General features: G+C 57.3%; 21 protein-coding genes. 12 read left to right on the top strand and 9 right to left on the bottom strand.

The window, feature by feature from the left end; genetic code table 11:
* The first annotated feature begins 34 nt into the window (after positions 1-34).
* Both hemB and TG4357_RS01460 read left to right on the top strand, forming a co-directional pair.
* Complete coding sequence (gene hemB / locus TG4357_RS01465; protein WP_058261088.1) at positions 35-1,042, top strand: porphobilinogen synthase; 1,008 nt, start codon at positions 35-37, stop codon at positions 1,040-1,042.
* A gap of 109 nt (positions 1,043-1,151) precedes the next feature.
* On the top strand, positions 1,152-1,712 hold the full coding sequence (locus TG4357_RS01460; RefSeq protein WP_058261087.1) for a lipid-binding SYLF domain-containing protein: 561 nt from the start codon (positions 1,152-1,154) through the stop codon (positions 1,710-1,712).
* 83 nt (positions 1,713-1,795) lie between these two features.
* On the opposite strand, the gene TG4357_RS01455 is transcribed toward TG4357_RS01460, so the two are convergent.
* Entirely contained in the window at positions 1,796-2,257 is a 462-nt protein-coding gene (locus TG4357_RS01455) for a DNA polymerase III subunit chi (RefSeq protein ID WP_058261086.1), read from the bottom strand.
* A gap of 6 nt (positions 2,258-2,263) precedes the next feature.
* Entirely contained in the window at positions 2,264-3,733 is a 1,470-nt protein-coding gene (locus tag TG4357_RS01450) for a leucyl aminopeptidase (RefSeq protein ID WP_058261085.1), read from the bottom strand.
* 129 nt (positions 3,734-3,862) lie between these two features.
* Between TG4357_RS01450 and lptF the strand changes: the two genes are divergently transcribed.
* From lptF to rsmA, 6 genes are read left to right on the top strand one after another with little or no spacing between them, the layout of a single operon-like run.
* The gene (gene lptF / locus TG4357_RS01445) at positions 3,863-4,993 is read left to right on the top strand and encodes an LPS export ABC transporter permease LptF (protein WP_437438299.1); all 1,131 of its coding nucleotides are present in this window, start codon (positions 3,863-3,865) and stop codon (positions 4,991-4,993) included.
* The gene (lptG, locus tag TG4357_RS01440; RefSeq protein WP_058261084.1) at positions 4,990-6,087 is read left to right on the top strand and encodes an LPS export ABC transporter permease LptG; all 1,098 of its coding nucleotides are present in this window, start codon (positions 4,990-4,992) and stop codon (positions 6,085-6,087) included. Before lptF ends, lptG begins: the two co-directional genes overlap by 4 nt.
* A complete protein-coding gene (locus TG4357_RS01435) occupies positions 6,087-8,252 on the top strand; it encodes an LPS-assembly protein LptD (RefSeq protein WP_058261083.1) in 2,166 nt (721 codons plus the stop codon). The genes lptG and TG4357_RS01435 overlap by 1 nt, the downstream gene beginning before the upstream one ends.
* Before the next feature lie 8 nt (positions 8,253-8,260).
* The gene (locus TG4357_RS01430; protein WP_233487407.1) at positions 8,261-9,475 is read left to right on the top strand and encodes a peptidylprolyl isomerase; all 1,215 of its coding nucleotides are present in this window, start codon (positions 8,261-8,263) and stop codon (positions 9,473-9,475) included.
* A complete protein-coding gene (gene pdxA / locus TG4357_RS01425) occupies positions 9,472-10,446 on the top strand; it encodes a 4-hydroxythreonine-4-phosphate dehydrogenase PdxA (protein ID WP_058261081.1) in 975 nt (324 codons plus the stop codon). The genes TG4357_RS01430 and pdxA overlap by 4 nt, the downstream gene beginning before the upstream one ends.
* The gene (gene rsmA / locus TG4357_RS01420) at positions 10,443-11,285 is read left to right on the top strand and encodes a 16S rRNA (adenine(1518)-N(6)/adenine(1519)-N(6))-dimethyltransferase RsmA (RefSeq protein ID WP_058261080.1); all 843 of its coding nucleotides are present in this window, start codon (positions 10,443-10,445) and stop codon (positions 11,283-11,285) included. Before pdxA ends, rsmA begins: the two co-directional genes overlap by 4 nt.
* A 79-nt stretch (positions 11,286-11,364) precedes the next feature.
* Here the strand turns inward: rsmA and TG4357_RS01415 are convergent, their stop codons facing one another.
* The 3 genes from TG4357_RS01415 to prfA all read right to left on the bottom strand — a co-directional run bounded on the left by TG4357_RS01415 (position 11,365) and on the right by prfA (position 14,099).
* Complete coding sequence (locus tag TG4357_RS01415) at positions 11,365-11,964, bottom strand: DUF4167 domain-containing protein (RefSeq protein ID WP_058261079.1); 600 nt, start codon at positions 11,962-11,964, stop codon at positions 11,365-11,367.
* A gap of 231 nt (positions 11,965-12,195) precedes the next feature.
* Positions 12,196-13,053: a peptide chain release factor N(5)-glutamine methyltransferase gene (gene prmC / locus TG4357_RS01410; RefSeq protein WP_267886186.1), complete on the bottom strand. Its 858-nt coding sequence runs from the start codon at positions 13,051-13,053 to the stop codon at positions 12,196-12,198.
* Entirely contained in the window at positions 13,050-14,099 is a 1,050-nt protein-coding gene (gene prfA / locus TG4357_RS01405) for a peptide chain release factor 1 (RefSeq protein WP_058261078.1), read from the bottom strand. The genes prmC and prfA overlap by 4 nt, the downstream gene beginning before the upstream one ends.
* A gap of 63 nt (positions 14,100-14,162) precedes the next feature.
* On the opposite strand from prfA, the gene TG4357_RS18965 reads away from it, so the two are divergent.
* Positions 14,163-14,462 carry a hypothetical protein gene (locus TG4357_RS18965; protein WP_074646789.1) on the top strand — a complete coding sequence of 100 codons (300 nt, stop codon included), beginning with the start codon at positions 14,163-14,165 and terminating at the stop codon, positions 14,460-14,462.
* Here TG4357_RS18965 and TG4357_RS01395 read toward each other — a convergent pair.
* From TG4357_RS01395 to TG4357_RS01385, 3 genes are all read right to left on the bottom strand, one after another.
* Positions 14,385-14,789, bottom strand: coding sequence for a DUF1499 domain-containing protein (locus tag TG4357_RS01395; RefSeq protein WP_058261076.1), 405 nt, complete (start codon positions 14,787-14,789; stop codon positions 14,385-14,387). The genes TG4357_RS18965 and TG4357_RS01395 overlap by 78 nt on opposite strands.
* Positions 14,790-14,876: 87 nt before the next feature.
* Positions 14,877-15,836: an agmatinase gene (speB, locus tag TG4357_RS01390; protein ID WP_058261075.1), complete on the bottom strand. Its 960-nt coding sequence runs from the start codon at positions 15,834-15,836 to the stop codon at positions 14,877-14,879.
* Positions 15,837-15,898: 62 nt separating this feature from the next.
* Positions 15,899-17,068 (bottom strand): M20 aminoacylase family protein, encoded by a 1,170-nt coding sequence (locus tag TG4357_RS01385; protein ID WP_058261074.1) that lies wholly within the window; start codon positions 17,066-17,068, stop codon positions 15,899-15,901.
* 64 nt (positions 17,069-17,132) lie between these two features.
* Here TG4357_RS01385 and mazG point away from each other — a divergent pair, with 64 nt between their 5' ends.
* Both mazG and TG4357_RS01375 read left to right on the top strand, forming a co-directional pair.
* On the top strand, positions 17,133-17,963 hold the full coding sequence (mazG, locus tag TG4357_RS01380; RefSeq protein ID WP_058261073.1) for a nucleoside triphosphate pyrophosphohydrolase: 831 nt from the start codon (positions 17,133-17,135) through the stop codon (positions 17,961-17,963).
* An 81-nt stretch (positions 17,964-18,044) separates the two neighbouring features.
* Positions 18,045-19,058: a Fe(3+) ABC transporter substrate-binding protein gene (locus tag TG4357_RS01375; protein WP_139193586.1), complete on the top strand. Its 1,014-nt coding sequence runs from the start codon at positions 18,045-18,047 to the stop codon at positions 19,056-19,058.
* A 196-nt stretch (positions 19,059-19,254) separates the two neighbouring features.
* Here TG4357_RS01375 and TG4357_RS01370 read toward each other — a convergent pair whose 3' ends face one another.
* Positions 19,255-20,202, bottom strand: a complete 948-nt coding sequence (locus tag TG4357_RS01370) for an SDR family oxidoreductase (RefSeq protein WP_058261155.1) — start codon at positions 20,200-20,202, stop codon at positions 19,255-19,257.
* Between the two features lie 169 nt (positions 20,203-20,371).
* On the opposite strand from TG4357_RS01370, the gene TG4357_RS01365 reads away from it, so the two are divergent.
* Positions 20,372-21,265 (top strand): AraC family transcriptional regulator, encoded by an 894-nt coding sequence (locus tag TG4357_RS01365; RefSeq protein ID WP_058261072.1) that lies wholly within the window; start codon positions 20,372-20,374, stop codon positions 21,263-21,265.
* Positions 21,266-21,442: the final 177 nt, after the last annotated feature.

Raw genomic sequence — 21,442 nt, 5'->3', positions numbered from 1 at the left:
TGGCACCCATGTCGCAATCAGAAAGGACGCGTTCATGTCACATCTCGGCCAAGCCCCCTTCCCCAAAACCCGGTTCCGCCGCACTCGTCAATCGCCACAGATCAGGGCGTTGGTGCAGGAAAACACTTTGGGGGTCGGTGATCTGATTTGGCCGGTCTTCGTACGCGATGGCGAAGGGGTGGAAGAACCGGTTGCGTCGATGCCCGGCGTGATGCGCCGTTCTGTCGACAAGATCGTCGAGGCGGCACGCGAAGCCGCCGATCTGGGAATCCCGGTGATTTGCCTGTTTCCCTATACCGACCCGGCGCTGAAGACCTCGACCTGTGAAGAGGCATGGAACCCCGACAACCTGTCCAACCGTGCCAGCCGCGCGATCAAGGACGCCGGGATTGATATCGCGGTCATGTCAGATGTCGCGCTGGATCCCTACAGTGCCGATGGTCATGATGGATTTGTTGTCGATGGCAAGATCATCAATGACGAAACGGTTGATGCCTTGGTGAAACAGGCGTTATCGCAGGCCCGCGCCGGGATCGATATCATCGGACCGTCGGACATGATGGATGGCCGCATCGGCGCGATGCGCGACATGCTGGAATCCGAAGGGTTTCAGGACACCATGCTGCTGTCTTATTCGGCCAAATATGCCAGCGCCTTTTATGGTCCGTTCCGCGATGCAGTGGGCGCCAGTGGCGCACTGAAGGGCGACAAGACAACCTATCAGATGAACCCCGGCAATACCGACGAAGCCTTGCGCCTGATCGAGCGCGATCTGAGCGAAGGCGCCGACATGGTGATGGTCAAGCCCGGCATGCCCTATCTGGATATCTGCCGCCGGGTGAAGGACCGTTTCGCGGTGCCGACCTATGCCTATCAGGTGTCGGGCGAATACGCGATGATACAGGCCGCCGCCCTGAACGGCTGGATCGACGGCGAAAAGGCGATGATGGAAAGCCTGCTGTGCTTCAAACGGGCCGGTTGCGATGGCATCCTGACTTATTTTGCTCCCGCGGTTGCGAAGAAATTGCACGGCCTGCGGTAACCTGCCGACGTTTGAGGGTTGGACGTGACAGGGCGCGTTCCTGCGTTTATACTAAACGCAGGAACCGGCAGCATAGTCGGCAGCAGTCAGGCAATGAACAGGCGATATCATGACACAGTTTTCACGACGCGGCTTTACGCTTGCGGCTTTGGCAGGTGCAGGAGTGACCGCAGCTTGCGGGAATGGCGTGGGCAGCAGCGCCGGCCCCAAGATCGACGCACGGGTCGATAAGACGCTAGACTATCTCTATTCCACTTACCCCAACACACGGGATCTGGCCGACAAATCCAATGGACAACTGGTGATGCCGCTGGTTACCGAGGCTGGTTTCGGCATCGGCGGCGGCTATGGCCGTGGTGCGCTGCGCGTCGATGGGGTGACGGTGGATTATTATTCGTCGACCAAGGGCAGCATCGGGTTGCAGATCGGGGCGCAGCAATTTGCGCATGTTCTGTTCTTCATGACCGAAGATGCGCTGACGCGGTTTCGCCATTCCCCCGGCTGGGCGGCGGGTGCCGATGTGGAGTATGCGCTGAACGACAAAGGCGGCAACATGCGGGCCGAAACCACGACATCGTCCAGCCCGGTCGTGGCGGTGATCTTTGGCCAAGCCGGGCTGATGGCCGGGGCGACCTTGGAAGGCGTGAAATACACGCGGATCATTCCCTGATATCTGATGGGTGAAATCTGACACGGATTTCGCCCTGTTTTCTGATCGGGATAACACGGTTGTCGGTGCCGCCCTTTTAGGGTTCAGCTTTCCGCTTTTTTCTCCCACCGGCCCGTTTCCTCGGACCAGTATTGCGCCGAACAGCCCGCGCTGGTGAGCGCTTTCCACTGGCCGCGCGCGACCTGCACCGCCTCTTCGTCGGTGCCGTCGAACAGGATGCAAACACGTTCCAACGTCTGCACCTCTTTTGTTGCGACCTCTGCGCCGTCGATCGCCATCAGGCAGGCCGGGTTATTTCCAGCCGCTTCCCCCGCCACCGTCAACAACACGGGTTGGTGCGCGTCATGCGGCCCACCCGATAAACCGTGCGGCAAAAACGCATCCTCTGGCCCTAGCCAAAGTTTCTGATCCAGCCATTCCATCCGGGCGCGGTTGGGGCCGCGCACCACTACCTTCCAACCCGCCCCAAGCGATTTGCCCAATAACATGGGCAGGGTCGCTTCTAGCGGTGCGCGGGTCAGATGATAGAAAAACGCAGCTCCCATAAGGGATTATCCCTCGAACTTATCGGCCACCAGCCGGTTCAGCGCCATCACGCCCCAGCCCGTCGCACCCTTGGGGGCATATTTCGTTTCCGCCTTCACGCTGGCCACGCCGGCGATATCCAGATGGATCCAAGGCATGTCAGCCTTGATGAAGCGTTGCAGAAACTGTGCCGCCGTGATCGACCCGGCGGGACGTCCGCCGGTATTCTTGATATCCGCAATTTGCGATTTGATCATGTCGTCATAAGCTTGGCCCAGCGGCATCCGCCAAGCGCCTTCACCTTCGGCTTCGGCAGCTTTCAGAAAATCCCTGCACAAGGCGTCATCATTGGAAAACACGCCGGCATTTTCATGCCCCAATCCGACGATGATCGCGCCGGTCAGGGTTGCCAAATCGATCACACCGGCCGGATTGAACCGGTCTTGTGCATACCACAACACATCGGCCAGAACCAAACGGCCCTCGGCATCGGTGTTGATCACTTCGATGGTGTCGCCCTTCATCGATTTGACCACGTCGCCGGGACGAGTGGCATTGCCCGAAGGCATATTTTCCACCAGCCCGACCAGCCCGACGACATTGGCCTTGGCCTTGCGCAAGGCCAGCGCGCGCATCACGCCCGCGACCACGCCCGCGCCGCCCATGTCCATGGTCATGTCTTCCATGCCGGCGGCGGGTTTCAGGCTGATCCCGCCGGTATCGAACACCACCCCTTTGCCGACCAAGGCCAAGGGGGCCGCGTCCTTTTCACCACCTTGCCACTGCATCACCACCACCTTGGAGGGGCTGACGCTGCCTTGACCCACCGATAACAGGCTGCCCATGCCCAGTTTTTCCAACGCGTCCTCTTCCAGAATCTCCACCTTCAGGCCTAGATCGGCCATTGCCTGCAGCCGGTCGGCGAATTCGGTAGTCGTCAACACATTGGCCGGTTCGCTGACCAGATCGCGGGTGAAAAACACGCCTTCGGCAACGCTGAGCAAGGGGGCGGCAGCCGCGCTTGCCTCGTCCGGTTTGGAACAAGCGATTACAGTGGCTTCCATTGGGTCTTGATTATCTGTCTTGTGGTCGGTGAAGGCATATCCGCGCAGCGCCAGACCGAGGGCGAGATCATCGACACGGCGCAGATTGCCAGCAAGGATCAGCTGTGCCTTGCTTGCTTTCGCTTTGGCCAAAGCCGCACCGCCCTTGCGGGCGAGATCGGGCTGGGGATTGCGCGGCAGGCGCAAAATATCCAAAGCCTCGGCTTCCATTCCGACCGGAAAAGCGATCGTTGCGATCTGCCCGTCCTTCATTTTTGCGAACCGGTCCGATCCAGCGAAGCGGGCCAGCGCCCCTTTGGTCAGGCGGTTCACCCGGCGCGCGCCGGGATCCAGTTTGCCTTCGCCATCGACGATTACCGCCACCCGGCCTTTCTGGGTCGCGATGGTATCGAGATCGGTTTCAACAAAACGGATGGAAATCGGCGCGGTCATCTGGTGCTCTCCTCGTTGATACGCCTTGATACCTAGCGCCGCTTCGCCGACATTGCCAGATAGCAGTTTACCCCCCCGGCCCACATCTTGTAACGTCCGGCTGAAATTGCGCTTTGCCTTGGGGGGCTCGTGTCCAGATTCGACAGATATGTGATGTCGCAGCTAATGGTGCTGTTCGGCTTCTTCGCGCTGGTGCTAGTGTCGATCTATTGGATCAACCAGGCCGTGCGTCTGTTCGACCGATTGATCGGTGACGGTCAATCGGCCTTTGTCTTTATCGAATTCACCGCGCTGACCCTGCCCAATGTGATCCGCCTGGTGCTGCCGGTGGCGGTCTTTGCTGGATCTGTCTATGTTACCAACCGGTTATCAAGCGATTCCGAACTCGTGGTGATGCAGGCCACCGGTTTCAGCCCATGGCGATTGGCGCGCCCGGTCCTGTATTACGGGCTGATCGTGGGGCTGATGATGACGATTCTGACCCACATTCTGGTGCCGATTAGCCTGGGCCAGATGAAGCTGCGTGAAAATGAAATATCCCGCAATATCACAGCCAAACTGCTGACCGAAGGGACCTTTTTACATCCTGCCGACGGCATCACTTTCTATATTCGCGACATCACTTTGGATGGTGCACTGGAGGATGTGTTCCTGTCGGATCGGCGCAGCGACAACCGGGCGATGACCTATACCGCGAACCGCGCGTATCTGATCAATGATGACGGGGCGACAAAGCTGGTGATGGTGGATGGAATGGCACAAAGCTATTTGCGCGATGGTAATCGTCTTTTTACCACCCATTTTGTAGATTTTACATATGATATCAGTGATTTGATCGGTGTTTCAGACGTGAATGTCCGGCAAATCCGGAACAGTCCCACTTGGGAATTGATACGGGAACCGGCGGCGATCGCGGCGGAAACCGGCGAAAGCATCGGCCGCGCCATCGAAGAATTGCATTACCGGGTGAACCAAGCGTTTCTGTGTGTGGTCGCGGCATTGATTGGGTTTTCCACCCTGTTGGTGGGTAGCTTTTCCCGTTTTGGCGTTTGGCGCCAGATCGTGGCGGCTCTGGTGCTGTTGGTGATTATCAAGCTGGTCGAGGGGCTGGTGACGGATGCTGTGCGCGCCAATGCCGACCTTTGGCCGTTGGTGTATGGACCCTCAGTGGCCGGCGCAATGATGTCTGTCACGTTGCTTTACTGGGCCGCCAAACCGCGCAGACGGCGGCAGCCCCACGGCAAGGCGACAGCGGCATGAAGCTTGACCTCTATTTCGCACGCAAATTCTTCACCATTTTCGCCGGAATTTCCGGTGTGTTTTTTCTGCTGTTGCTTTTGATTGATTTTGTCGAACAAATCAGCCGGTTTTCCGCCAGCGGTATCTCTTTGACCGATATTTTCAAACTGACATTGCTGAACACGCCTGAAGGGTTGTACAGCATTCTGCCTCTGGTCATGATCCTGGCGACGATCACGTTGTTTTTGGGGTTGGCCCGGTCGTCGGAATTGGTGGTGGTGCGGGCTACCGGGCGGTCTGCCCTGCGCAGCCTGCTTTCGCCGTTGATCGTGGCGGCGATGATCGGGACGTTCACCGTGGCAATGTTCAATCCGATCGTCGCGGCAACTTCGAAACGGTATCACGAATTGTTCGAAGCCTATCAAAGCGGATCGGCCAACGCGTTTTCGATCAGTAAGGAAGGGTTGTGGCTGCGTCAGGGCGGGAAAGACGGCCAGACGGTGATCCGCGCCGCCCGGGCCAATCCCGAAGGCACTTCGTTTTTCGACGTGACTTTTCTCAGTTATTCCGCCGAAGGCGGTCCAATGCGTCGGATTGAAGCCGATATGGCTGTGTTAGGAGAAGGTCAATGGTCCCTGACCCGTGCCAAGGTCTGGCCGCTTGACCCTCAACTAAACCCCGAAGGTGCTGCAGAAACTTTCGCTGACATGACCCTACCATCTTCCCTGACCCGGGAACGGATCCGCGACAGTTTCGGTTTGCCCAGTTCGATATCGATCTGGAATTTATCCAGCTATATTGCCCAATTGGAAGAAGCAGGATTTTCCGCCCGTCGCCATGCTGTTTGGCTGCAAATGGAACTGGCCCGGCCGATGTTTCTGATGGCGATGGTATTGATCGCTTCGGCTTTCACGATGCGCCACAGCCGGTCTGGCCGCACCGGGATTGCTGTTCTGGCTTCGATCATGCTGGGTTTCAGTCTGTATTACATTAGGAATTTCGCGCAAATTCTTGGTGAAAATGGGCAAATACCGATCATGCTGGCCGCTTGGGCGCCACCTGCGGCGTCGGTTCTGCTTGCGCTTGGATTGCTTTTGCATATGGAGGACGGGTGATGAAACGACGTCTTCCTTCGCTGTTGTTGGTTGTGTTGCTTTGTGCCGGCCATACCCTGCCTGCCGCGGCGCAGCAGCAGGGTAATCCTGTGCCCACACAAGCGGTTAAAAGCGCAGTTCTGGTCGCTGACGATCTTCGGGTCGAAGGTCGTAACCGGCTGATAGCAGACGGCAATGTCGAAGCGTTTTATGATGATATGCGCCTGAAGGCCGCGCGGGTGATCTATGACCGGGCCGAGGATAAACTGACCATCGAGGGGCCGATTATCCTCAGCGACGGGGAAGATACCATCGTTTTGGCCGATTCCGGTGAATTGGATGCCAAAATGGAAAACGGGTTGTTGCGCGGGGCCCGGATGATCATGAACCAGCAGGTTCAATTGGCAGCCGCACAGATCAGCCGCGTCGGCGGGCGCTATTCACAACTTTACAAGGTCGCGGCGACTTCGTGCCGGGTGTGTAACAGCGATACGCCGCCGCTTTGGCAGATCAGGGCCACGAAAACCACGCATGATCAAGAAGAGCGTCAGCTCTATTTCGAAAACGCCCAATTGCGGATCATGAATGTGCCGGTGTTCTGGCTGCCGCGGCTGCGGCTGCCCGACCCGACACTGGACCGGGCCACAGGGTTCATGATCCCTTCGCTGAAGCAAAATTCTCTGCTGGGGCTGGGATTGAAACTGCCTTATTTCATCAAGATGGGCGATCATCGCGATCTGACTCTGACCCCCTATTTATCGTCCGAAACGCGTACATTGGAATTGCGCTATCGACAGGCGTTTCGCCATGGAAAGATCGAATTCAACGGCGCGGTGTCCGAAGATTCGATTCAATCCGACCGCCGCGGGTACCTGTTCGGTGAAGGTCTGTTCGATCTGAAACGCAATTTCCAGTTGAGTTTCAACGTCGAAGCGGTCACCGACCGCGCTTATCTGGTGGAATACGACTATTCCGACAAAGACCGGTTGGAGAGCGAGGTCGCGCTGACCCGGGTCCGGCGCGACGAATATGTCCGCGCCGCGTTGACTTCGTACCAGACGCTGCGTGATGGTGAAGACAATTCCACCCTGCCGACAATCATCGGCGATATTGAATACGAAAAGCGATTTTTCCCCAAATCAATCGGCGGTGAAGTGAGGTTGTCGTTGGGGGCGCATTCACACTACCGCTATTCCGATCTGGATATCGACGGGCGCGACATCAGTCGGGCGGATACTGAACTGAGCTGGCGCAACACCTGGACCGGACCGGCAGGTATGCGGATGGAATATTACGCCGGTGTTGCGGTTGATGCCTTTAACGTTGAACAAGACAGCAGTTCGATCGATCAAGACACGGTGGTGACGCCACAAACCCGGCTGACGCTGCGCTGGCCGTGGATGAAAGCCGCCCGAAACGGTTCCATCCACGTGATCGAACCGGTCGCGATGGTGGGCTGGACCGGCGGTTCCAACGCCAATGTCCCCAACGAGGAAAGCACCCGGGTCGAATTTGATGAAAGCAACCTGTTGGCGCTGTCGCGGTATCCGTCCTACGACCGGCGCGAACGCGGTGCGCAGGCCGCTGTAGGGCTGATCTGGACCCGGCTGGGTCCGCATGGCGGCAGTTCCACGCTGACCCTTGGGCAGGTTTATCGCGAAACCGCAGAAAGCGATTTCACGATTTCATCGGGGTTGTCGGGAACCACGTCGGATTTATTGTTGGCCGGTCAGTTGAAAACCGCCAATGGCTTGTCACTCAGCGCGCGTACCTTGCTAAGCGATCAGGGGTTTGATGTGTCCAAGGCCGAAGCCCGAGCCGCCTGGCAATTGGCGCGCGGTGGCTTTGGTGCGTCTTATGTCTGGCTTGGGGTAGACGTCGCGGAAGATCGCAGCAGCACAGTGTCGGAATGGCTTCTGGATGGATACTATCGGATTTCAAACCATTGGTCCGGCACCGCCGATTGGCGCTATGATATCGTCAGCGACAAGACCGCCGAAGCCAGCCTGGGGCTGGTTTACCGAAATGAATGCGTTCAGGTGAACCTTTCCCTCTCGCGCCGCTTCACCTCTTCCACTATCGTCGAACCGTCGACCTCTTTGGGCTTTACCGTCAAACTGACCGGGTTTAGCGCAGGCAAGGTTGACAAAAGTTATACCCGCAGTTGCAGGAACCAAGGACTATGAAACAGACCATGCGCCAGATTCTTTTTGCCGCCGCAGCCGTCGGAACCTTTCTGACCACCCCTGCGCTGGCGCTGGCCCAGGGACTTTTTGATCCGGTGATCAAGGTCAACGATCGGGTTGTCACGCAGTACGAAATCGAACAGCGTGAATTGTTGCTGGGGGTGTTGAACGCGGCTGGCAACCGGGCCAAACTGGCCCGTGAACAATTGATCGAAGATCGCCTGAAACTGGAGGCGAGCGACGCCGTCGGATTACAGATTTCTCCGGAAGGGATCGATGGGGGCGTGGCCGAATTTGCTGGCCGTGCCAATCTGAAGCCTGAACAGCTCTATCAACTGCTGGCCAAGGAAGGCATCGACAAACAAAGCTTTCTGGATTTCATGGTGCCGGGGCTGAGTTGGCGTGAATTGATCCGGGCTAAATACAACGGTCGGGTTTCGGTGTCCGAGGCGGATATCGACAAAGCGTTGAACGCTGTCACCGGCGGCAGTTCGGTGCGGGTTCTGGTTTCTGAAATCATCATCCCCATCCCGCAGGGGCGCGAAGAAGAAGTGCAGGCGCTGGCAGAGGAAATCAGCCAAATCGAAAGCCTCAGCGGCTTTTCTGAAGCGGCGCGGAAATATTCCGCCGCCCGCAGTCGGGATGTCGGAGGAAGACTGGGATGGATGCCGATCACCAACTTGCCACCGGCGCTTCGCCCGGTTCTATTGGGGTTGACACCGGGTAAAGCCACCGCGCCACTGCCGTTCCAAGGGGCGCTGGCGGTGTTCCAGCTGCGCGCGATCGCAGAATCCGACTACAAGACCCCGGAATATTCCGCGATTGAATATGCGGCCTATTATATGCCGGGCGGGCGCAGTCCCGAAACTCTGGCCAAGGCTGAATCGCTGCGCGGACATGTTGATACTTGTGATGACCTATACGGGATCAATCAGGACCAGCCGGAAGAATTGCTGGACCGAGTGATCACAACGCCTGCCGAATTGCCGCAAGATATCGCGATCGAGCTGGCCAAGCTCGACAAGGGCGAAGTGTCGACCAATCTGACCCGGGCAGATGGGCAGCAATTGATTTTCCTGATGATGTGCGGTCGAACTCCTGCAATTGCCGAGGATGCATCACGCGAAGAAATTGCCGCGCAGTTGCGCAACCGGCAACTTGAATCCTTTGCCAACGGCTATTTGGAAGAATTGCGGTCCGAAGCCCGGATCACGTATCGATGAGGTCACCAATCGCTCTGAGCTGTGGCGAACCGGCCGGCGTCGGGCCTGAAATCGCGTTTCGTGCTTGGGAACTGTTGGGGGACAGCCTGCCGTTCTTCTATATCGGCGATCCACGACATTTGCCGCAAACCGCGCCAGTGGTGTCAATCGACGCCGCCGAAGACGCGAATGAAGCCTGCCGTCGCGGTATTCCCGTGCTGCGGCATGATTTTCCCGCAGCGGCCCGGCCCGGTCAGCCCGATCCGGCAAATGCGCAAGGCGTGATCGATGTTATCGCGCGCGGTGTTGAATTGACGCAAAGCGGCGCGGCTTCGGCATTGTGTACGCTGCCGATTCACAAAAAAGCGCTGAAAGACGGGGCGGATTTCGCCTATCCCGGTCATACAGAATACCTTGCTGCGCTGGCCGATGTGGACCGCGTTGTGATGATGTTGGCCAGTGATGAATTGCGGGTGGTACCAACCACGATCCATATCGCGATTAACGCGGTCCCGAAACAGCTGACCGCCGATCTGCTGACCGAAACAATCCGGATCACCCACGCGGCATTGCGCCGGGATTTCGGGCTGGACAATCCGCGTTTGGCCGTGGCCGGTTTGAACCCGCATGCGGGCGAAGGCGGTACGATGGGGCACGAAGAGATCGACCTGATCATTCCGGTGCTGGACAGGCTCAGGGCCGAAGGCCTGCATCTAGACGGACCCAAATCGGCCGACACGATGTTCCATTCCGCGGCGCGATCACATTACGACGCTGCAATCTGCATGTATCACGATCAGGCCCTGATTCCGATCAAGACCATTGATTTTGCCGGTGGTGTCAACGTCACGCTGGGGTTGCCCTTTATCCGCACCTCGCCCGATCACGGAACCGCGTTTGATATCGCAGGCAAAGGGTTGGCTGATCCGACATCGACTATCGCTGCGCTGAAACTGGCTGCCAAAATGGCCGCAAACCGGACCCGGATATGAGCCAGATTGATTCCCTTCCGCCGCTGCGCGATGTGATCGACAGCCACGGTATTGCAGCCAAGAAATCACTTGGACAAAATTTCCTGCTTGATCTGAACCTGACGTCGAAAATCGCCCGGCTTGCAGGTGATCTGAGCGCCTGTGACATTCTGGAAATCGGCCCCGGCCCCGGCGGGTTGACTCGCGGATTGCTGGCCGAAGGCGCCCGCAAGGTTCTGGCGATTGAAAAAGACAGCCGCTGCATGGCGGCGCTGGACGAAATCGCGCAGATTTACCCGGGTCGGTTGCAGGTGATCAATGGCGATGCCTTGGAAATCAACCCGCTGCAATACCTGACCCCACCGATCCGGATCGCCGCCAACTTGCCGTATAATGTCGGAACAGAATTGTTGGTGCGTTGGCTGACGCCAAAGGAATGGCCACCGTTCTGGTCTTCGTTGACATTGATGTTTCAGAAAGAAGTCGCTGAACGGATCGTGGCACAACCCGGGTCCAAGGCTTACGGACGGTTGGCAATCCTGGCGCAGTGGCGCTGCGATGCGCGGATCGCTTTACAGCTTCCACCCGAAGCCTTCAGCCCACCGCCCAAGGTGCATTCGGCGGTGGTGCATCTGACAGCCCTGCCCGAACCGCGCTTTCCTGCAGATGCGAAAAAATTGGAACAGCTGGTGGCTCGAGCGTTCAACCAGCGGCGCAAGATGCTGCGCGCCGCCCTGAAGGGGGTTGCGCCGGACATCGAGGATCGTTTGATCGCGTCTGGGATCAAACCGACCGACCGGGCCGAAACGGTGAGCTTGGAACAATTCTGTACCTTGACGCGAAACTTGTCTGCGGGCTGAGACGATCAGATAGACAACGACTTTGCTCAAGCAAAAGGCCCCTTTCGGGGCCTTTTTTATAAATCAAGATCGAAAAAAATCACTCTGCGGCTTCGGGCGCTTCCGGCGCGGGTGGATCTTTGGGCTTGTCCGTCGCTTCGCCTTCTACGGGTTTCTTGACCCGGGGTTTGCGCGGCTTTCGGGCGGGCTTCGGCTTGGCCGGTTTTTCCGAACCAGCCTCGGGCGTTTCCACCAATCCACTGTCCGGTTCATTGCCCAGATCGACGATATCGGGTTGATCGGCGCTTCCGGGATCGCTGGCGACTTCGGCCGGTTTGTTGGCTGCATCAGCGGTATCGCGGTCCTGTCGTACGGCGCGATCACGGTCGCGTTCGGCTTGACGTTCGCGGTTTTCGCGTTCCTGCTGTTCGCGGCGGGCATCCATGTCGCGTTGTGCGGCGCTCAGCATACGCAGGTAATGTTCCGCGTGCTGCTGGAAATTTTCCGCCGCCACACGATCATTGCTCAGTTGCGCATCGCGCGCCAACTGATTGTACTTTTCGATAATCTGCTGCGGCGTGCCGCGCACTTTACCTTCGGGCCCGGAACTATCGAACACACGATTTACGATATTTCCGACATTGCGGTTATTATTGTTTCGGTTCGACTTTGACCGAGAACGGGATTTGGAAGATCTCATCTTACTGCTGTCCAGCCTTCACATTTCAGCGTTGTCAGACCCGTTTCACGCCTCTTGCGCTCAATTACCAACCGGGTCCACATCGTTTTTTGGCTTGGCGTCGGGCGGGAGCGGATCAGAGCATCCAGCACCTCGACACCCCCTGATTAATCCGTTGAGTGCAGCGTGGCAAGGGGCAACCAGTCAAAAAAAGTAATTTCTGGACTTTGCACCGGGTTTATGCCCCGAAAATCAGCGAACTGTTGCCATCACAACGCGGTTGCGCCCTTCCAGATCGGGGAGGGTTTTCACGTTCACCAATCCCGCCTGATGGAATATTGCGGACACATCCGGCCCCTGTTGCCAACCGATTTCAACCATCAGCCGACCAGTTTCGGTTAAAAATTCCCCGGCCCTGGTAGCGATGATCCGATAAGGGGCCAGCCCGTCCCCCCCGGGGGTCAGCGCCAGATGCGGGTCGTGGTTTAGAACTTCGCGCGACAATCCGGTCATTTCTGCCGCCGCAATATAGGGGGGATTGGACACAATCAGGTCGAACCGGCCCTCGATTGCGGTAAACCAATCCGACGTGACGAAGTCGGCCCGGTCGGTTAATCCAAGCGCCTGCGCATTGCGCCGCGCGATATCCAACGCCTTGTCGCTCAGATCGCAGCCGACGCCGGTCGCGCGCGGCCATTCGTCCAGCAGGCTAAGCAAGATGCAACCGCTACCGGTGCCCAGATCCAGAATTCGGTCCGGTGCTGGCCCTTGCAGCGCCGCCGCAACCAATGTTTCGGTATCCGGGCGCGGGTCCAACACATCGGCGCTGATTTCAAAACGATGGTTCCAGAAATCACGATAGCCAATAATTTTCGAAACCGGCTCCCCTGCCCTGCGCCGGTGCAGAATGTCTGCGTACCGCGTCATCACTTCGGCGTTGTAATCACCAATATCCAACTGGATCAGCCCGGCTTGATCCACGCCCGCTGCATGGGCCAGTAGTAACCGGGCCTCACGAGCGGGATTGTCCATCTTGGCCAGTTGTTCCTGCCCCAGTTTGAGCGCAATCGACAATGCCTGACCTGCCGACTGCGCTTCTATCGCTTTCACTCGTTCATCTCCGCCAGCATTTCGGCCTGATGATGGGCGATCAGGGCATCGATCACGTCGTCCAGATCGCCCTGCATGATCTGATCAAGTTTATAGAGCGTCAGGTTGATCCGGTGGTCGGTCATCCGGCCTTGTGGGAAATTATAGGTGCGGATGCGTTCTGACCGATCGCCACCACCGACCTGTGCCTTGCGGTCTGCGGCGCGTTCGGTATCGATCCGCTGACGTTCCAGATCGAACAGCCGGGTCTTCAGAACCTGCATCGCTATGGCGCGGTTTTGATGCTGTGACTTTTCCGATGATGTTACCACGATCCCGGTAGGGATATGGGTGATGCGCACCGCAGAATCCGTTGTGTTCACATGCTGACCACCTGCGCCTGAACTACGCATGGTGTCGATGCGCAGATCGTTCTGGTCAATCTGGATATCGACATCTTCGGCTTCGGGCAGCACCGCCACCGTTGCCGCCGACGTATGAATGCGCCCCCCCGATTCCGTTTCAGGCACCCGTTGCACCCGGTGTACACCGCTTTCGTATTTCAGCCGGGCAAAGACGCCGTCACCTTTGACATGGGCGGTAACCTCTTTGATCCCGCCCAGTTCGGTTTCGGTCAGATCGATGATTTGAAACGACCATCCCCTTGCTTCGGCATAGCGTTGGTACATCCGTAATAGATCGCCAGCGAACAACGCCGCCTCGTCGCCACCCGTTCCGGGGCGAATTTCGATCATTGCCGGGCGTGCATCTGCGGCGTCTTTGGGCAGAAGCGTCAGTTGAAGCGCTTTTTCCGCAACTGGCAGTCGGGCTTTTAAATCTGGCAATTCTTCTTCGGCCAGCGCCTTCATTTCAGGATCGGACAGCATGTCTTCGGCGTCGTACAGATCACCGAGAAGTTGCTTATAGGCCCTGATCTGTTCGACTACCGGGCGCAGATCGGCATATTCCTTGCCGATCACGGCAATATCGCCGCGGCCTTCGGCCATTTGCGCTTCAAGGAATTCGAAACGGCTGGTGATCTGATCTAGTCGGTCCAGTGATATCATATCCCTGCTTTTTCCCATTCACGCGATTTGGTCAAGAGCGTCGGATATGCTAGACTTCTTTTCATGTGGAAATTCCTGCCCTTTCTACTGCTGGCCACGCCAGCCCTGTCCGATCAGAACATCGGCGGCAAGGTGGTGGATTGTTATTGCACCGACACGTCTGGTGCCCGGGTCGAACTGGGACAGACCATTTGTCTGCAGGTCGATGGCCGCATGTTCATGGCGCAATGTCAGATGTCGTTGAATGTCCCGATGTGGCGCGAAGTGGCGCAAGGGTGCCTTAGCTCATTCCTGCGCCAAAGCGTCAAGCCATTGGTCGATGCGCACGGCGTTGACACCGAAATCACGGCGGCCAAATCGTAACCTGCCATAGAGCGCGATTTGACCGTCGCGCAGTTCCACCGTAGTGAAATCCGGAAATCCCCAAAATGCGGTCCGGCTGATATAGGTGATCCGGCCTTCACTCTGTGATCCGGACAGAACTTTGGTGCGCGGCCAACTCAGTGCGATCTCATGCAGTCGGGTGAAATCTTCGGCGCGTGCCGCAACGACGCGGATGGCACCAGCATTGAATTGCTTGTCCCGATCCCCCTGGATCGGTTGGTGCCAACGGGTCGGGTCGTTCGGTGAAAGGCGAACATAGGCCATCAGCCCCAGCAGCGCCAAAACCGCAAATCCTACCCATTTCATTGCCTGCCCCTTTCACTGTTCAACAAATACTTAGAAAAACACAGGGGACTAGAACCGCACATTGGACAAGGGTGACGCCGCGTTTGTTTATCGCCGATTCCAGCCCCAAAGGCAGATCAATTCCATCGCCACATGCGCCCCGGCGACCGCAGTGGCACCGGTCGGATCATAGGGCGGCGACACTTCCACGATATCGCCGCCTTTCAGATCGATCCCAGCAAGTTCGCGCAGGATGATTGCCGCTTGGGCGCTGGTCAGACCGCCCCAGACCGGCGTTCCGGTGCCCGGCGCATAGGCCGGATCAAGTGCATCAATATCAAAGGTCAGATAGGTCGGCGCATCGCCGACAATCGCTTTGATCTTCTTCGCGATATCGGCGGGCGCACTTTCATGCACTTCGCGCGCATCGATCACATTCATACCCAGGTAATCGTCGCATTCGGTGCGAATGCCGATCTGAACCGACCGTTTGGGATCGACCAGTCCCAGCTTTACAGCCTTGTACATGAATGTGCCGTGATCGATCCGGTCATAATCGTCATCCGCCCAAAGGTCGGAATGGGCATCGAACTGGATCACGCTCATCGGCCCGAATTTTTCGGCATAGGCTTTCAGGATTGGCAAAGCGATATAATGGTCGCCGCCCAATGTCACAGTGCCGACATCGGCGGCCAGAATCGTGCGAAAATGGTTTTCCAACGTGGCGGGGAATTCAGACGTCTTGGCATAATCAAAGGCTAGGTCGCCATAATCGACGATGGAAAAGCGGGTCAGCGGGTCATAGCCCCAGCCATAGGGCGGATCATAGGGTTGCAAGCTGCTGGCTTCGCGAATCGCACGCGGCCCGAACCGGGTACCGGGCCGATGCGTCACAGCTTGATCGAAGGGCACGCCGGTGATCGCCAGATCAACGCCGGTCAGATCCTTGGAATAGCGGCGACGCAGGAAAGACGTCGCCCCGGCAAAGGCGTTTTCAAAGCTCAATCCACGCATATTTTCGCGGGTAAAGGCATGATCGATTTGCTTATTTGCATCTTCCAGGGCCATGCGGTGTCTCCAGCTTGAAGAATTTGATCAAAATATTGCAGAGCCATGCACCCCGGTCAACATTACTCGTTGTTGGTCGGTAGTGCGGTTTCGATCAAGCGGGCGAAAAAGGACGCACCAATCGGTGCAATCGCATCGTTGAAATCGAATTTCGGCTGGTGCAGTGCTGCCCCGTCGCCGCCACCAAGGAACAGATACGCCCCGGGTCGCGCTTGCAGCATATACGAAAAATCCTCGGCCCCCATTTCGCGGCTGGCATCGTCGATCACATTGTTGTCGCCCGCGATCTGCCGCGCGATATCGGCGGCAAACGCGGTCTTGGCAGGATCGTTGATGGTGGGCGGATACCAGACTTCGTAATTCAGCGACGCTTCAACCCCATAGGCTGGCCCCATCCCATCGACGATTTCCTGCATCCGTCGCATCACCATCGCTTGCACGTCCTTGTCAAAGCTGCGCACGGTGCCATTGATATAGGCGGTTTCTGGAATGATGTTTTCCGCCGATCCGGTGTGGATCTGGGTGACCGAGATCACCAGATCGTCAAGAGCATAGTGATTGCGGCTGGAAATCGATTGGATTGCCTGAACGATCCCCACGGCAGCGATTACCGGATCGCGCGCCTCATGCGGCATCGCACCATGACCGCCGATGCCTTTGATATTGATATGGAACGTATCTACCGCCGCCATCAGTGGCCCCGGCGTGGTGTAAAACCCGCCCTCGGCAAACCCCGGCGCATTGTGCAGCGCATAGACTTCCTCGATACCGAAACGGTCCATGATACCTTCTTCCACCATTACACCACCACCACCACCATCTTCCTCGGCAGGTTGGAAAATCAACGCGACGGTGCCTTCGAAATTGCGAGTCTCGGACAGGTATTTTGCCGCGCCCAGCAACATTGTCGTATGTCCATCATGGCCGCAGGCATGCATGACGCCCGACGTGACAGAGGCGTAATCGGCCCCGGTTTCTTCTTCGATCGGCAAAGCATCCATATCGGCACGCAGGCCGATTGTACGGTCACCACCCTGCCCCCTGATCAGCGCTACGATGCCGGTTTTGGCGATGCCGGAATGGATTTCGTCAACGCCAAATTCCTTTAGTTTGGATTCGACGAAAGCAGCTGTTTCATAACAGTCGAACTTAAGCTCGGGATGCTGATGCAGATGCCGCCGCCAAGCGGTCATTTCGTCGGCGAACCCGGCGATGCGATTGATCACGGCCATGTACTGGACTCCGGCAGGTGTAACGGTCAGGGTCACACTCAATCGTAATATGGGAGCCGCCGCAATGCCCGATGAGAAGCTGATAAACGATCCCAACGGGGGTATGCCACGATTGTTGGAAATCATGCGCCGATTACGGGATCCGAAAACCGGCTGCCCGTGGGATATCGAACAGGATTTCAGCACCATCGCGCCCTATACGATCGAAGAAGCCTATGAAGTCGCCGACGCGATCGAACGGCAGGCATGGGATGAATTGAAAGGCGAATTAGGCGATCTTCTGTTCCAATCGGTATTCCATGCCCAGATGGCGGAAGAAGCCGGAATGTTCAGCTTCGATGACGTGGCCGACACCATGTCGGACAAGATGGTGGCCCGGCATCCGCATGTGTTCGGTGATGAAAGCCGTGATAAATCCGCCGCTCAACAGACCGTCGACTGGGAACAGATCAAGGCCGCGGAACGGGCGCAGAAGGCTCAAAAAGGCACGCTTGACGGTGTCGCGGTCGGGCTTCCGGCCCTGCTCCGGGCGGTGAAACTGCAAAAGCGCGCCGCCCGGGTCGGGTTCGACTGGCCGCATGTCGATCACGTTCTCGACAAGATCAAGGAAGAGGCCGAGGAATTGACCGAGGCCCGTAACGATCTGACTCAAAAGGAAGTCGAGGAAGAATTCGGCGATCTTTTATTTGTCATGGCGAATCTGGCCCGGCATTTGAAAATCGAACCCGAAGCCGCCTTGCGCGCCGCCAATGCCAAATTCATTCGCCGGTTTGAAGGGGTTGAAGCCAAGCTGGCCGAGATCGGTAAAACGCCATCTGAATCGGATTTGGATGAAATGGATGCGATGTGGAACCGGGTCAAACTGGAAGAACGCGGACAATATTCGGAAAGTTGATTGTTTTGATTGGGTATTGACCTGACTGAAAGAGTCGGGTTTATGTTCGCGCAAATGACGGTTGAGTATCGGAGGTGTTGTATGCTCACAAAATTCAAACCCATTGCGTTGGCAGTGCTGAGCTTTGCACTGGCAGCCCCGGCGATGGCCGAAGAGGTCAATCTTTATTCTTACCGTCAGCCTGACCTGCTGAAGCCGCTGACGGACGCGTTTGAGGCGGAAACCGGGATCGAGGTCAATGTCGCCTATCTGAGCAAAGGCATGGTTGAACGACTGACCGCCGAGGGCAAGCGTTCGCCTGCTGATCTGGTGCTGACGGTCGATATCTCGCGTCTCGCTGCAGTGGTCGACGCCGGGCTGACCCAGCCGGTTCACAGCGATATTCTGGTTGCCAACGTCCCTGCCGCCTATCACGATCCGGAGGGACAATGGTGGGGTCTGACGACCCGTGCCCGTGTGGTTTATACCAGCAAGGACCGCGTTAAACCGGGTGAAGTCACCACCTATGAGGATCTGGCCAATCCAAAATGGAAAGGTCGCATCTGCACCCGTTCGGGCACCCACGCTTATAATGTCGCGCTGACTGCGGCGGTGATCCATCATCTGGGCGAAGACGGTGCCAAGGCATGGTTGGAAGGTCTCAAGGCCAATTTGGCCCGCAAACCGCAAGGCAACGACCGGGCGCAGGTCAAGGCGATCTGGGCCGGTGAATGCGATATCGCCATCGGCAACACCTATTATATGGGTGAGATGCTGGAAGATCCGGAACAGAAGGAATGGGCCGAAAGCGTCAATATCGTTTTTCCGGTGTTCGAAGGCAGTGGAGCGCATGTGAACATATCCGGCGTTGCGATGACCAAATCTGCACCGAACAAGGAAAACGCGCTGAAGCTGATGGAATTTCTAACCACGCCCGAAGCGCAGAAGATTTATGCCGAGGCCAATCACGAATATCCGATCGCACCGGGGGTCGAGCCGGGTGATCTGGTTAAAAGCTGGGGCGATTTCACCGCTGATAATGTCAATCTGATGGATGTGGCAAAGCTGCGCCCCGCTGCGGTACGGATCACCGAAGAAGTCGATTTCGACGGCTGAAAAGACAAAATCACACGGTTGGGGCGGTTCCGAAGAGGGCCGCCCCCCTTGCCAAAGGGGTGCGGGTGGTACGGCACCGCATGCATGATCAATCCCTCGGCATTATCCGCCCTGAACCCACGTCAACAAATGCTGCACAGTCCCCCAATCTCCGAAAAAGCGCGTGAGGCGCGAAACGACGCCGCGCGCTTTTCACTCACCAGCTCCAACGAAAACCCGTTTCCGTCTCGGACCTATCCCACAGCTTTTCCATGACAGGTTTGTCATAGGCGTAAGGTTCCAGCGTGCCCTTGCCGACTGGACCGACCCACTCCATTCGACCTGTGGGACCGTAGAGCGCCCGTTGCTCCAATCCATCTTCGGTGACGCACATGACTTCTGGATAGGCCCCTTTTTTGGCCGATTGGACCATTGGCGACAGCGACATGAGCCCGAACACGATCCTTGAGGTAAGGCTGCCGCTGGTGCTGATCAACGAGGTAGCGGATGACCCGGGATGGCAGACATAGACCTCGACGGTCTTGCTTGCGGTTTTAACCTTGTCTTGCAATTCATAGGCAAACATCATCTGCGCCAGTTTACTTTGGCTGTAGGCGGGATTGGCGCTGTAATTCTTGTCCCAGTTCATGTCGTCGAACTGGATCGTCCGCAGCCCCATCTTGTAGCCAAGGCTTGCGACGACAACGATACGCCCTTTCGACCGTTCGATCTTGTCGAAAAGAATCCCGCACAGCACGAAATGGCCGTAATGGTTGGTGCCAAGCTGGCTTTCAAACCCGTCCTTGGTGAACGTCTGCGTTGGCACCTGCGCAATGGCGGCGTTGCAGATCAGCGCGTCGATCTGGGCAACGGTTTTCAATACCTCTGTCGCCGCCGCGCGCACGGTGGCAAGTTCAGCGAGATCCATGCGGACAAAGCTTACGTCGGCACCCGCGCCGAATTCCTGTTTCAGAGTCTCGATAGCGGCGGTCGATTTCTCGGCACTGCGGTTCAGCATCACCACCTTCGCGCCCTTGGACAGAAGAATGCGCGCCGCCTGAAAACCCGCACCGGCATTGGCTCCGGTGATAACGTAGGTTTTACCAGCGAGTGAGCCGATCCGTTCTGGTGTCCAGCCCTTGGGTCCGAATTGGGTGTCTTTCATTTTCATGCTCCGTTCAGCGACGGCCACAGACCGTGCGGTATGGGGTTCCGATCTTGATCTGATAAATAACTCTCGCTTACGCCACCAAATAGGCGAGATAATCGCGAATACTTGCCTGATTGTATCAGGGTGGTTGCCGTGGCTGTTGGGGTGAACATAGATTGGCCGTATGAGCAAACAACAGATCAAGCACCTCATAGAGTGCAGGGTCCGCGAGGACGGGCTGATGGAAACAGGTGTGAAGGGCGTCAAGCTTTACCGAGCAACCACGTCGATTCCCTGTGTCCCAGCGGTCTACGAACCCAGTGTGATTGCCATCGTGAGCGGGGCCAAGGAAGCCGTGCTGGACGGCGAGCGATATGTCTATGACGACAGCCGGTATATGTGTTGCCCCATGTCGATGCCGGTGACGGCGGGGACACCTGCTGCGTCGCCGCAAAGCCCTCTCTTTGGTGTCTATATTTCATTGGACCCGCGCGTGATGACCGAACTGGTCATGGAGATGGATACTGCCGGGGGTGCCCGCCGATCAGGCAAAGGTGGTCCGCGTGCGCAAGGGATTAGACTCGCGCAATGGGATCTGGCGTTCACGGATGCGCTGTTGCGGCTGCTGCAATTGGGCGACAACGAAACGGATATGGCCGTCCTTGGGGACGCGCGGTTGCGCGAACTGTATTACGCGATCCTGAAAGGTGAAGCAGGCTTTTTCGCGAGACAGACCTTCGGCACAGGCAATGCCATTGCGCGGTCCATCGCGCATGTATCGTCCAACTTGAACGAGCCGATCTCGATAGACGATATGGCCACCCGCGCGGGAATGAGCCGCGCTGTATTTCATCGCAAGTTCAAGCAGGCAACAACAATGTCGCCCATTCAGTTTGTGAAATCGATGCGCCTCAACACCGCTGCGATGAAGATTGCCGGGGGTATAACCGTGAATGAAGCGGCCATGGATGTGGGTTACGTGAGCCCGTCACAGTTCAGCCGAGAGTTCAAACGCATGTACGGGCAGTCACCAAGACAATGGAGCGACGCCCAACAACTCCCTATGGAAATGGTATGACGGACGGCGCAACTGAATGACGCTGAGACCAATTTCACCTTAGACCAAATGGGTTCACCGTACCGAGACCGGGCATTCGAAACACAACACCGCCCGAGGGGCCGTGCAACACATCCGGTCATTGGCTTGCGGGAAGGGGCCGCCTTTTTCTGTTGCGGTACGCGGACATGGTGGTTG

Source organism: Thalassovita gelatinovora, assembly GCF_001458355.1.
GTDB classification, from domain to species: domain Bacteria; phylum Pseudomonadota; class Alphaproteobacteria; order Rhodobacterales; family Rhodobacteraceae; genus Thalassobius; species Thalassobius gelatinovorus.
The sequence above is the reverse complement of the archived record's forward strand: the minus strand, read 5'-3'. Positions and strand labels throughout refer to the sequence as shown.